A 12,310-nucleotide genomic window follows, 5' to 3' on the forward strand; every position below is an offset into this window, starting at 1 on the left:
GACGCAGCGTGAAGGGTCGGTGGACGGCGGCCACCGCGGCCAGGCGGCGACGCAGCTCCGGCACCCGGCTGTCGTCGATCTCACCGTGGAAGGCCGCAGTGAGGTGCCAGCCGGCCGGATCGGTCCAGCGCAGCCGGTCCGCGCCCGGTCGCGAGCACAGCTCGGCGACCGCCGCACCCAGCGCCTCGGACACGGGCGCAGGCGGGAGCACGGCGGCGAAGAGTCTCATGCCGCCAGTCTCCCGCGCCCTCAGTACCCGACGAGTCCCCGGCTCCGCACCCGATCGGGCCCGGACCTGCTTCGGACCGCCCCCGGCCGCTCAGGCGGGTCCGCTGTGGGAGGCGGCCAGGCCGGTGGGCGGGGCGAGGTCACGGGGCACGAAGGCGAAGTGCGGCCGGCCCCTGCGCAGGTCGATGCGCAGCCGCAGCCCGGTGAGCCGGGCCAGGACCACGCCGACGACCACCGCCGCCAGCAGCGAGATGACGCCGCCGGACAGGAAGCCGACCCGGGCGCCGTAGGTGTCGGTCACCCAGCCCATCAGCGGGCCGCCGAACGGCGTCCCGCCGACGAACACCATCATGAACAGGCTCATCACCCGGCCGCGCATCGCGGGGTCGGTGGCCAACTGCACGCTGGAGTTGGCCGTCACGTTGAAGGTGAGGCCCATCATGCCGATGGGCAGCATCAGCGCGGCGAACAGCCAGAAGGACGGCGACAGCGCCGCGGCGATCTCCAGCACGCCGAACAGCACGGCCGCGCCGACGAGCAGCCGAAGCCGGGAGGAGTTGCGGCGGGCGGCGAGCAGCGCGCCGGTGACGGACCCGACGGCCATCAGCACGTTGAGCATGCCGTAGGTGGCGGCACCCATCTCGAAGACGTTCTCGGTGAAGGCGGTGAGCCAGATCGGGAAGTTGAAGCCGAAGGTGCCGATGAAGCCGACCAGGATGATGGGCCACATCAGCTCGGGCCGGCTGCGGACGTAGCGCAGCCCCTCCCGCAGCTGGCCCTTGCCGCGCGGGACGGGCTTGATCGGGTACAGCTCGTCGGCGCGCATGAGCAGCAGCCCGATGATGGGTGCCAGGAAGGAGAGCCCGTTGAGCAGGAACGCCCAGCCGCTGCCCACGGCGGTGATCAGCAGGCCGGCGACGGCGGGCCCGACGAGGCGGGCGGACTGGAAGTTGGCGGAGTTCAGGGAGACCGCGTTGCGCAGTTGCTGCGGCCCGACCATCTCGGAGACGAAGGTCTGACGGGTCGGGTTGTCGACGACGGTGGCCAGGCCGAGCGCGAAGGCGACCGCGTAGACGTGCCACACCTGCACCGCGCCGCTGAGCGTGAGGGCGGCCAGCACCAGACCGGTCAGGCCCATGACCGACTGGGTGATGAAGAGCAGCCGCCGCTTGGGGTAGCGGTCGGCGATGACGCCGCCGTAGAGGCCGAACAGCAGCATCGGCAGGAACTGCAACGCGACGGTGAGCCCGACGGCGGTGGCCGAGCCGGTGAGGCTGTGGACGAGCCAGTCCTGGGCGATGCGCTGCATCCACGTACCGGTGTTGGACACCACCTGGCCCGTGGCGAAGAGACGGTAGTTACGGATGCGCAGCGAGCTGAACATGGACGGCTTGCCGTCGGCATCCTGCGTCGGGGGGACGGGTGCGGAGTGTGCTCCGGGTCCCGAACTCAATGGTGCTTCGCCTCCTTGACGTGCTTCTACAGCTGGGCCAACTTCTCCAGTACGGGTGCCGCCTCGCGCAGCTTCTCCCACTCGTCCTCGTCGAGCCCGTCGGCGAGTTCGGCCAGCCAGACGTTCCGTTTGGCGCGGCTGGCCGCCAGCATCGACTCGGCCTGCTCGGTCTGGGTGACGATCTTCTGCCGCCGGTCCTCGGGGTGCGGTTCGAGCCGCACCAGACCCTTGGCCTCCAGCATCGCGATGATGCGGGTCATGGACGGCGGCTGAACGTGTTCCTTGCGCGCCAGCTCGCCGGGCCCGGCGGAACCGCACCGGGCGAGGGTGCCGAGAACCGACATCTCGGTGGGGCTGAGCGACTCGTCGACGCGTTGGTGCCGCAGGCGGCGAGAGAGCCGCATCACCGAGGAGCGCAGGGCGTTCACGGCTGCGGCGTCCGCGTCGTGGATCAGGTCCGGCATACTCGTTAGCCTAACTCATTACCTCGGCTAACGACTACGGGGATTCCCGTTCCTTCCATCACACGAACGAGTGAGTGCACCTCGGAAACCCTCCCGTCACCCCCAGGTGGCGGGGACCGTGAGCCGATGACTTCGAAGGTGCTCAGCCTGCGCATGGACGGCGAGCTGCTCGACCGGCTCCACGAGCACGCGGCCAGACGGCGGATGACCGTGCAGGACTACGTGATCCGGGCGCTGCGGCGCGACGACTTCGACGAGCGCTTCAAGACGGCCGTGGAGGAGACGGAACGCTTCTACCGGCTGAGCTGAACCCACCCCGCTCCCCCACCTGCACCGCTCCCCCGCGCCCGTGCCGGGCGGCCGGGGCCGCCCGGTCCGGGGGCGGGCCCGAGTCGGCCGGAGGCGCGGAGCCGGCCACGGTTACGCTGGGGCCACCACAAGCGGGAGGGCGACCGAGACGATGCGTCTGGACAGGTGGACCAACGGCGACCGGGAGGCCCCCGAGCCGCTGGAGGGCAACATCACCGCCACAGTGACCGGTCTCACACTGGTGTGGTTCGCGCTGTTCCTCGTGCAGCTCCCCTTCTACGGCTGGTACGCCGACCGCGGTCACGACTGGTGGATCTGGACCTGCCTGGCCGGTGGTGGCCTCGGCCTGATCGGCCTCTGGTACGTCCGCGCCCGCGAGGCCTCCCTCCGCCGGACCGCCGGGGCTTCCGAGAGCGACACGCCCCGGAATCCCAAGGCTGAGGCCGCCCGGGACGCGGCCCCGGCCGGCGATCCGGACGGCTCACCGGACCGGTCGGCGCCGCCGCCGCACGGCCCCTCACCCGACGACGACCGGTAGCCGCCGAGCCCGCGGGCGGCCGTCACCGCCGCCGCTCACGCACACCCCTCCGGCACGCCCCGCACCAGGCGCACGGCCGGTCCCACCGGCCCCTCGAAGCCCGGTCGGCCCCTCACGTCCGACAAGAAAGTACGCGTATTCCGCCGTTCCCGTTTAACGTTCGGAGCATGACGCAGCGCGTTGACACCGAGAAGGGGCGGAGCGGGCCGATCAACGGCCCGTCCGCCCCCCGATCCCTGACCGGACTGACCACGGCGGAGGTGGCCGAACGGGTCGCCAAGGGCCAGGTCAACGACGTGCCCGTGCGCTCGTCGAGATCGGCCGCGGAGATCGTCCGGGCCAACGTCCTGACCCGCTTCAACGCCATCATCGGTGTGCTCTTCGCGATCATCCTCGTGGTGGGGCCCATCCAGGACGGCCTGTTCGGGTTCGTGATCATCGCCAACACCGGTATCGGCATCATCCAGGAGCTGCGCGCCAAGCGGACGCTGGACAACCTCGCCGTCATCGGGGAGGCCAAGCCCGTCGTGCGACGGGACGGCAGCAGCAAAGCGGTGCCCACCGGCGAGATCGTGCTGGGTGACCTCGTCGAGCTGGGCCCCGGCGACCGGGTGGTCGTCGACGGGCAGGTGGTGGAGTCCGACAGCCTCGAGGTGGACGAGTCGCTGCTCACCGGTGAGGCCGATCCCGTGCTGAAGCACCCCGGGGATCCGGTGATGTCCGGCAGCTTCGTGGTCGCCGGCGGCGGCGCGTTCACCGCCACCAAGGTCGGCCGGGAGGCCTACGCGGCGCAGCTCGCCGAGGAGGCGTCCCGCTTCACGCTCGTCCACTCCGAGCTGCGCAGCGGCATCAGCACCATCCTGCGCTACATCACGTACATGCTGGTCCCGGCGGCCATCGGGCTGATCATCAGCCAGACGCTCGTGCAGAGCCGCGACCTGGACGAGGCGGTGCGGCGCATGGTCGCCGGCATCGTACCGATGGTGCCGGAGGGGCTGGTCCTGCTCACCTCCGTCGCCTTCGCCATCGGTGTGGTCCGCCTGGGCCGCAAGCAGTGCCTGGTCCAGGAACTGCCCGCCATCGAAGGGCTCGCCCGGGTGGACGTCGTCTGCCTGGACAAGACGGGCACCCTCACCGAGGGCGGCATGGACGTGGCCGAGCTGCGGCTGCTCGCCGACACCGACGAGGCGTACGTGCGGCAGGTGCTGGGCGCGCTCGGTGCGGCCGACCCGCGGCCCAACGCCAGTCTCCAGGCCGTCATCGACGCCTGCCCCCCGGACGCCGGCAGCGGACTCGACCGGACCGGCTCCCTGCCGTTCTCCTCCGCCCGCAAGTACGGCGGCGCCGCGTTCACCGAGCGGGACGGCTCCCCGTCGAGCTGGCTGCTGGGCGCTCCTGACGTGCTGCTGGCCGCCGACGATCCGGCACTGGCGAAGGTGGACGACCTCAACGCGCAGGGCCTGCGGGTGCTGCTGCTGGCCAGGTCGGACCGGGCACTGGACGACAGCCGGGTGGCACACGACGTCGAACCGTACGCGCTGGTCGTGCTGGAGCAGCGGCTGCGGCCGGAAGCCGCGGACACCCTGCGCTACTTCGCCGAGCAGGGCGTCGCCGCGAAGGTGATCTCCGGCGACAACGCGGTGTCAGTCGGCGCGGTCGCGGCGAAGCTGGGCCTGCCCGGTGCCGACGCCCCGGTGGACGCCCGCCACCTGCCCACCGACCCGGAGGCCATGGCCGACGCCGTCGAGCAGGGTGCCGTCTTCGGCCGGGTCACACCCCAGCAGAAGCGGGACATGGTGACGGCCCTCCAGACCCGCGGCCACGTCGTGGCGATGACCGGCGACGGCGTCAACGACGTGCTGGCCCTGAAGGACTCGGACATCGGCGTCGCCATGGGGGCCGGCTCGGAGGCCACCCGTTCAGTGGCGCAGATCGTGCTGCTCAACAACAGCTTCGCCACGCTGCCGTCGGTGGTGGCCGAAGGCCGCCGGGTGATCGGCAACATCGAGCGGGTCGCCAACCTGTTCCTCACCAAGACGGTCTACTCGGTGCTGCTGGCCGTACTGGTCATCTGCTGGCAGGTGCCCTACCCGTTCCTGCCCCGGCACCTGACGCTGCTGTCGACCCTCACCATCGGCGTGCCCGCCTTCTTCCTGGCGCTCGCGCCCAACAGGGAACGCGCCGCCCCGCACTTCGTGCGCCGGGTGATGCGCTACGCGGTGCCGTCCGGGCTGATCGCCGGCACCGCCACCTTCAGCACCTACCTGCTGGCCCGCAGCCACTACACGGGTGCCGACGCCCTGGACGCAGAGACCAGCGCCGCCACCCTGACGCTGTTCCTGGTCGCGATGTGGGTGCTGGCCATCGTCGCCCGGCCCTACACCTGGTGGCGGGCGGGCCTGGTGCTGACCATGGGCTTCGGCTTCGTCGTGGTACTCGTCACTCCGTGGCTCCAGGAGTTCTTCAAGCTGAAGCTGGTCGGCCTGACGATGCCCCTGACCGCGGTCGGTGTCGCCGTCGCCGCGTCCGTCCTGCTGGAGTTCGCCTGGCGCTGGGTCGCCTGGCGCTTCCCCTCCTGAGGGGAAGCGCCCCGTCGGACGCGCCGGGGCGAGCCTCCTCCGCCGGCCCGGTCACGCGACCGGGTGGGCGGGCCCTGCGCCCGCCCACCCGAAGGTGGCATCCGCTCCGGTCACCGGTGCGGCGGGCTACCGGGAGGAGGGCGTTTCGTAGGGTTCGGCGATGTCCCACGCCTGGTACATGGCGTCCACGAAGGCCGCCGCGAGCAGGTGCTCGCCGCTGGGTGAGGGGTGCGTGCCGTCGTAGGTGTCGCGGTCGGTCCGGAAGTCGACGGGCGCGGACGCCAGCAGCAGCGGCGACTGCGGGGTGTCGAGGTCGGCGACCGTCTTGGCCAGCAGCACGTTGAAGCGTCCGCACTCGGCCGCGAACCGCGGGTCACCCGCCGCCCGCACGTTGGGTATCACCGGCAGCAGCACCGCCCGGACGCGGGGCGACGCCGCACGCGCGGCCGTCAGGAAGCGCTCGACGTTGCCCGCCGTCTGCTCGGCGTCGGTGTAGAAACCGAGGTCGATGAGACCCAGCGACACCAGCAGGGTGTCGGCGCGGTGCCTGCGGACGGCGTCCTCGATGAGCGGCGCCATGTGGTGCCAGCCCTCCCCCCAGCCGGCGAGGTGTCCGCGGGCCTTCTCGGGAAAGGCCGGGTCGGCGTACTCCTGCGAGTCCTCGTACAGCTCGGTCCGCGGGCCCACCAGGTGGAACGGTCCGCCGTAGGTGCGGCTGTAGTGCTGCCACAGCCGGTAGCGCCAGGTGTAGTCACCGGCACTGCCTATCGTCATCGAGTCGCCCACGCACATGATCCGCACCTCGTCATCCTGCCGGACCCCGCCCCCGCCCGGCGACGTGATGCCGGTCACCGGTTCGCGGCGGGCGGGTGGCAGTCTTGGGGCATGCGAATGGGTGCGTGTGCGGCGGGTGCGGCGCTGCTCCTGATGACGGGGGCGGTCGCCGGGTCGTCCGGGGTGGCGGTGGCGGCGGACGAGCCGGAGGCCTTCACCATCGAGGATCCGCGGATCGTGGAGTCCAGCGGGCTGGCGGCGAGCCGCCTCCACGAGCACGTCTACTGGACGCACAACGACAGCGGGTACGAGCCGCTGAACGTGTACGCGGTGGACAGCCGCACCGGACGCACGGTCGCCACCGTGACGCTCAGCGGTTTCGAGGGGCGGGACATCGAGGCGATCTCGCTCGGCCCGGACGGCAACGTCCACGTCGCGGACATCGGCGACAACCTCGGCGGCACCTGGCCCGAGGTGTGGATCTACCGCTTCCCGGAGCCGTCGAAGCTCAGCGACCAGACCCTCACCCCCACCCGCTTCACCGTGCGCTACGCGGACGGCCCGCGCGACGCCGAGTCGCTGGCGGTCCACCCGGTGACCGGCCGCGTCCACATCGTGGGCAAGCACGAGGACGGCAACGGGCTCTACCGGGGCCCGGAGAAGCTGTCCCCCGAAGGCGTGAACACCTTCGAGCGGGTCGCCGAGATCGACCTCTGGGCGACCGACGCGGCGTTCTCACCCGACGGCAGCCGGCTCGCGGTGCGCGGTTACTTCGGCGGCATCATGTACGACTGGAAGGACGGCGTGCCGAAACGGATCGACCGGCTCCGGGTCCCCATCCAGCGGCAGGGCGAGTCCGTGGCCTTCACGCCGGACGGCCGCACGCTGATGTTCGGCACCGAGGGCGAGAGCAGCGAGGTGCGACCGGTCGAGCTGTCCGGCGACCTGCTGCCGGCGGACGTCGCCGAGCCCGAGGACACCACCGGCGACGGCACGGACGACGGCAAGGGCGGCACGAACGGCGACCAGGGAACCGGAGCCGGGGACTCCGAGGACTCGGGCAGCGCCTTCAAGGGGGCGGTCATCGTCGCAGTCGCCCTCGCAGCCTGGCTGGGCCTGCGCACACTCTCCCGCCGGCGTGCTTGACCTCGTCCGGATGGTCGGCACAGACCGGCCCCGATTCCATTCCGGACAACCAAACACAAACAGCATCGCATCGTGCGATTTCCTTGAACCGTTTCAGCCATCACCTCACCGGTCCTCGCGCACACAATGAAGAAATAGGGTGAAAATGTCACCCAGCACACCGTCGCCGCGAGCGGTTCGATCCTTCTTTTTCGGTCAACATTGATCTTGGTGCTGCACAGAGGATCTTGTACACCTATCGTCGAACACGGCCGAGACGTGCCCGGCGGGGCACGTCAGGGTGAGTGAAAGCGAGCGGAGACGTGAGGGCGCGGCAGTAGACGCGAGCGCCGCATGCGTCGCCTTCGACTCGCTGAACGCACCGGCCCTCGGCCGGGAAAGCACCACGCTCCCGACGGCACCTTCAACGTCGAGGAGAACGCCGTATGCCGTTGGTTGAAGTGAACGATCTGCACCAGGGATACCGGGGAAAGCAGGTAATCCAGGGCCTGAGTCTCACGCTCGAGGCTGGCGCGTTCGGGCTGCTCGGCCCGAACGGCGCTGGAAAAAGCACGTTCCTGCGCAGCCTCGCCACTGCGAGCCGGCCAGCTTCCGGAACTCTCAGACTATTCGACCAGGAAGTCCGAACACTCAAGCAGCTGCGTAGGGCACGACGCGAGATCGGGTACCTTCCGCAGAGCTTCGCCCACCCGGCCGACTTCACCGTCACAGACTTCGTGCGGCACTGCGCGTGGTTGCGTGAAGTACCGCGACACCGCATCCCGGAGGCGGCAGCGGAGGCCATCGAGCGCGTGGAACTCGGGGGCCAGGCGGGCACTCCGCTGCGCAAGCTCTCCGGCGGCATGCTGCGACGGGCCGGCATCGCCCAGGCGATCACCGGACGTCCCAGGTTGATCGTCCTGGACGAACCCACCACGGGGCTCGACCCGCACCAGCGCGTCAGGTTCCGTGAGTTGGTGCGCGACCTGGCTCGGGACAGTTGTGTCCTGCTGAGCACACACCTCGTCGAAGACGTGGCGCACACATGTGCGCGGATGGGCGTGCTGTACGAGGGGGCCCTGCGTTTCACGGGCTCCCCGGATGAGTTGCAAGCCCTCGGTACCGCTGACGCGCCGGGGGACACCCCGCTGGAGCGCGGGTACGCCGTGGCCCTCGGCGCACCTTCCGTGGAGGGCCGGGCGGGTGCCCAGTGACCGGTTTCCTCGTCGAGTTCCGACGCACCCCGGTGCGCTGGGCGGCGCTTCCGCTGTTCGCCGCTGCCGCGGCGATGGTCTTCCTCGTCGGCGGCCCCTGGCAGGGGTCCTGGCCGGAGACCTCTGCTGCGGCCACCCGGGCGGCGGTGCCGCTGATGATTGCCGGAGTGGGCCTTGCCGCCCAGCAGTCGTCCCGACTGCGCCGCAGCGGCTCCGACCTGCTGCTGGCCGCTCGACCACTGCCGCAGGTGGAACTGACCCGACTGGCTGCTGACGCCGCGTGGCTCTGCCTCGTGTATGTGCTGTGCACAGCCTGCGCCTGGATCGCGACAGTGGGAGCACCAGGCGGACCGTGGCTCGATTACACACTGTTCGGTCTCAGCGGCATTGTTCTCGCACTCGCGCTGGGGCATCTCGTCGGTCGCGTCGCGCCTACCCGGTTCACCGGGGCTGTCGCGGCGATCGGCGGCTTCCTGCTTTTCACTCTGGTGTTCAGCTCCAACTCGTCGCCGCTGGCGAACATCGCCTTCTACCATTCGATCGACGTGCGCCTTTCGCCCGTGCACCTTGCCTGGCGTCTCGCCGTCATGGCTCTGGCACTGGCAGCCGCTTGCACCGTCGGCTGGGCTCTGGAGTCGAACGGGCGCCGGAAAGCCACTTCGGGCACGGGTGTCTTCTTCTCCGCCGCGACATTGGTCGCCATCGTCGCCATGCCGGGGAGTGACAGCCTTCTGCTGCAGAGCAGGCAGACCGAGGAGCCGGTATGCGCTCAGGGTGACGGAGGCGTCGTCTGTGTGTGGCCCGAGCACGCGGACCGCCTCCCGGAAGCGGTCGAGGCAACGGAGAAGGCCGCACAGGCCGCCGAAGGAGTCCTCCCCTCTCCCGCACGCTATATGGAGCAGGGGCTGGAAAATTCCGGAACCGGTGGCTTCACCTTGGACCACGGGTCAGGAGACCTGCTCCACACCGTCCTGGTCGAGATGACCGAATCGCACAAGAAGTGGTGCGAGTCGGAGTCCCAGGAGGAGATGCAAGTCCGGGTGGAGGCAGGGCTGAAACTCGAGGCGTGGCTTGAGGCAAGGGCATCAGGATCGTCCGCTCTGCCTTCCTACGAGTACTCGGGGGACACGTCGTGGCAACAGGACGTTCGTGAAGCCATGGACCTTCCAGAGGCACAGCAGATCGAACTCGCCAAGAAGTGGGTCAAGGAAATGCGGGCATCGTGCTGACGGTCGATCGAGGTTTCTCACCGCTCCGTAGTCATCTCAGGTCCCATCACGGCGCGCGGTCCCTTCTCTTCATGGCGGCTTGCACGGTGGCTCTGACGTGGTGGGGTGGTGAGGCCGTCCTGTTCCCCAACGTCGGTGGTGACCGGCCCATCCCGGCCACCGGAGCAGGATTCGTCCCCCTGCTCCTCGGCGTGGGGGTGCTGATGTCGACCATCGACAACATGGCGGACTTCTCCCACAGCGCTGCCGTGCCTCGGCACCGTGTCCTCGGCCTGCATGTGGCTGTCGCCCTCGCGGTCGCCGCGGCCCTCACCTGCCTGGCTCTGCTCCTGTCCCAGGATGCTGGCGCCGTCCCGCTGGCTCTCCGGAACCTGCTGGGTTTCACGGGGCTGGCGGCGGTCTCCGCTGCCGTGCTCGGTGCTCGGCTTTCCTGGTTCCTCCCCGTCGCCCAGGCGGTGCCCGCGTTCCTGATCGGTTCGCCCGGGGCCCGGGGTACCGACGCCCGATGGTGGGAGTGGCCACGCGCAGCGACGGAGAACGGCACGGCTTGGACGGTGGTCACGGTCCTCTTCGCCGCGGGTGCCGCGCTCTTCCTGCTGCGGCCCGGCCGACGGCCCTGAGCAACCGGCAACCGGGCGAGGTCCGCCCGGCCGGCGCCGTCCCCTCCCCGGCGGCCACCGAGGGCCGAGGGGCTGCCGTGGGGGCCCGCGGGCCGCCTACTCGCCGATGAGGCGCAGTTCGTAGTGGACCGGGCGGTCCAGCTTCAGGGCGTAACCGATCGGAACCAGCACGCCGTGCATCAGGGGGTGCTTGCGGGCCAGTCGGCGGGCCGCGTGCCGTGCCTCCTGGCCCTCCAGGCGTCTCACCCGGGCCTTGAGCGGCGCGCCGGCCGGGGTGCCGTCCATCGTGGCGGGCACGATCTCGACCTCCGGGTAGCGGCGCAGGTGCTCGTTCTTGTCGGCGCGGCTGTACGTCCGGAAGTAGCCGCGGTCGCCCTCGACGGCGAGGTTCGCGGTGTACCCCTGCGGCGTGCCGTCGCGGCCGTACGTGGTCAGGCGCACCCGCTTCTGGGATGCGAAGTTCGCGAGTCCTGTCGTCGGAGTAGCCATGAGGCGGCGGGTACCCGCCCTCTGCGCGGGCAAAACAGGCCCGGCAGCGACGCTGCCGGGCCTGCGTGCGGCGGGTCGGAGGGCCGGAGGGGCGCCCGACCCGGTGCTCAGAGCTGCTCGATGACGTGGTCGACGCAGGCGGTGAGGGCCTGGACGTCGGCCGGGTCGACGGCCGGGAACATCGCGACCCGCAGCTGGTTGCGGCCCAGCTTGCGGTAGGGGTCGGTGTCGACGATGCCGTTGGCGCGCAGCACCTTGGCGACGGCGGCGGCGTCGACCTCGTCGCTGAAGTCGATGGTGCCGACGACCTGCGAGCGCTGTGCCGGGTCGGTCACGAACGGGGTGGCGTACTTGGACTCCTCGGCCCAGCCGTACAGGGCCTGCGAGGACGCCGCGGTGCGGCTCACGGCCCAGTCCAGACCGCCCTGGCCGTTGATCCAGTCCAGCTGGTCGGCCAGCAGGAAGAGGGTTGCCAGCGCCGGGGTGTTGTAGGTCTGGTTCTTCCGCGAGTTGTCGATCGCGGTGGGCAGGTCGAAGAAGGCCGGGATGTGCCGGTCGCTGTCCGCGATGCGCGCGGCGCGGTCCAGGGCGGCCGGCGAGAACACGCCGAGCCACAGTCCGCCGTCCGCGGCGAAGGACTTCTGCGGGGCGAAGTAGTAGACGTCGCTCTCGCTGATGTCCACGGGCAGGCCGCCCGCGCCGGACGTGGCGTCCACCAGGACGAGGGAGCCCTCGTCGGCTCCGGCGACCCGACGGATGGGGGCCGCGACGCCGGTGGAGGTCTCGTTGTGGGTCAGCGCGTAGACGTCGGTGCCGGCCTCGGCGTGCGCCTCGGGGTGGGTGCCGGGCTCGGACTTGACGACCGTCGGCTCGGCCAGCCAGGGCGCGGCGCTCGCGGCCTTGGCGAACTTCGAGGAGAACTCGCCGAACGACAGGTGCTGCGACCTGGCCTCGATCAGGCCGTGCGTCGCGATGTCCCAGAAGGCGGTCGAGCCGCCGTTGCCGAGCACCACCTCGTAGCCGTCGGGCAGGGAGAACAGCTCGGACACGCCTTCGCGGACCCGGCCGACCAGGTTCTTCACCGGGGCCTGGCGATGCGAGGTGCCGAGCAGGGAGGTACCGGTGGCGGCCAGGGCGTCGAGCGCCTCGCCTCGCACCTTGGAGGGGCCCGAACCGAAACGTCCGTCGGCGGGCTTGATGTCAGCGGGAATCCGGATCTCAGCCACGCACGTGAGCGTAACGCGTACGCGGGGGCCGGGTGGCGATGTCCGTTCCGTGAGACGCCGGC

13 protein-coding genes are annotated in these 12,310 nt (G+C 70.6%); 7 read left to right on the plus strand and 6 right to left on the minus strand.

The genetic code is table 11. The features are described from left to right. From ACYVE9_RS06390 to ACYVE9_RS06400, 3 genes are all read right to left on the minus strand, one after another. On the minus strand, positions 1-229 hold a 229-nt coding region (locus ACYVE9_RS06390; RefSeq protein ID WP_461026738.1), incomplete at its 3' end, for a 2'-5' RNA ligase family protein. 90 nt (positions 230-319) lie between these two features. Then, positions 320-1,681, minus strand: a complete 1,362-nt coding sequence (locus ACYVE9_RS06395) for an MFS transporter (protein ID WP_461026739.1) — start codon at positions 1,679-1,681, stop codon at positions 320-322. A 26-nt stretch (positions 1,682-1,707) separates the two neighbouring features. Beyond that, positions 1,708-2,145, minus strand: coding sequence for a MarR family winged helix-turn-helix transcriptional regulator (locus tag ACYVE9_RS06400; protein WP_461026740.1), 438 nt, complete (start codon positions 2,143-2,145; stop codon positions 1,708-1,710). A 126-nt stretch (positions 2,146-2,271) separates the two neighbouring features. Between ACYVE9_RS06400 and ACYVE9_RS06405 the strand changes: the two genes are divergently transcribed. From ACYVE9_RS06405 to ACYVE9_RS06415, 3 genes are all read left to right on the plus strand, one after another. Next, a complete protein-coding gene (locus ACYVE9_RS06405) occupies positions 2,272-2,454 on the plus strand; it encodes a ribbon-helix-helix protein, CopG family (protein WP_461026741.1) in 183 nt (60 codons plus the stop codon). 151 nt (positions 2,455-2,605) lie between these two features. Continuing rightward, complete coding sequence (locus ACYVE9_RS06410; RefSeq protein WP_461026742.1) at positions 2,606-2,992, plus strand: DUF2530 domain-containing protein; 387 nt, start codon at positions 2,606-2,608, stop codon at positions 2,990-2,992. 167 nt (positions 2,993-3,159) lie between these two features. Continuing rightward, positions 3,160-5,571 (plus strand): HAD-IC family P-type ATPase, encoded by a 2,412-nt coding sequence (locus tag ACYVE9_RS06415; RefSeq protein WP_461026743.1) that lies wholly within the window; start codon positions 3,160-3,162, stop codon positions 5,569-5,571. Between the two features lie 126 nt (positions 5,572-5,697). On the opposite strand, the gene ACYVE9_RS06420 is transcribed toward ACYVE9_RS06415, so the two are convergent. After that, a complete protein-coding gene (locus ACYVE9_RS06420; protein ID WP_461026744.1) occupies positions 5,698-6,363 on the minus strand; it encodes a GDSL-type esterase/lipase family protein in 666 nt (221 codons plus the stop codon). A gap of 93 nt (positions 6,364-6,456) precedes the next feature. Between ACYVE9_RS06420 and ACYVE9_RS06425 the strand changes: the two genes are divergently transcribed. From ACYVE9_RS06425 to ACYVE9_RS06440, 4 genes are all read left to right on the plus strand, one after another. Then, positions 6,457-7,491, plus strand: a complete 1,035-nt coding sequence (locus tag ACYVE9_RS06425) for a hypothetical protein (RefSeq protein ID WP_461026745.1) — start codon at positions 6,457-6,459, stop codon at positions 7,489-7,491. 425 nt (positions 7,492-7,916) lie between these two features. Beyond that, positions 7,917-8,684, plus strand: a complete 768-nt coding sequence (locus ACYVE9_RS06430) for an ATP-binding cassette domain-containing protein (RefSeq protein WP_461026746.1) — start codon at positions 7,917-7,919, stop codon at positions 8,682-8,684. After that, positions 8,681-9,913 carry a DUF7224 domain-containing protein gene (locus ACYVE9_RS06435; RefSeq protein WP_461026747.1) on the plus strand — a complete coding sequence of 411 codons (1,233 nt, stop codon included), beginning with the start codon at positions 8,681-8,683 and terminating at the stop codon, positions 9,911-9,913. The genes ACYVE9_RS06430 and ACYVE9_RS06435 overlap by 4 nt, the downstream gene beginning before the upstream one ends. 71 nt (positions 9,914-9,984) lie before the next feature. After that, entirely contained in the window at positions 9,985-10,533 is a 549-nt protein-coding gene (locus ACYVE9_RS06440; protein WP_461026748.1) for a hypothetical protein, read from the plus strand. A gap of 96 nt (positions 10,534-10,629) precedes the next feature. Here the strand turns inward: ACYVE9_RS06440 and ACYVE9_RS06445 are convergent, their stop codons facing one another. Next, positions 10,630-11,022, minus strand: a complete 393-nt coding sequence (locus tag ACYVE9_RS06445) for a PNPOx family protein (RefSeq protein WP_461026749.1) — start codon at positions 11,020-11,022, stop codon at positions 10,630-10,632. Between the two features lie 107 nt (positions 11,023-11,129). Then, on the minus strand, positions 11,130-12,248 hold the full coding sequence (gene serC, locus ACYVE9_RS06450) for a phosphoserine transaminase (RefSeq protein ID WP_461026750.1): 1,119 nt from the start codon (positions 12,246-12,248) through the stop codon (positions 11,130-11,132). Between the last annotated feature and the right edge of the window lie 62 nt (positions 12,249-12,310).

This window comes from Streptomyces sparsus (genome assembly GCF_054776295.1).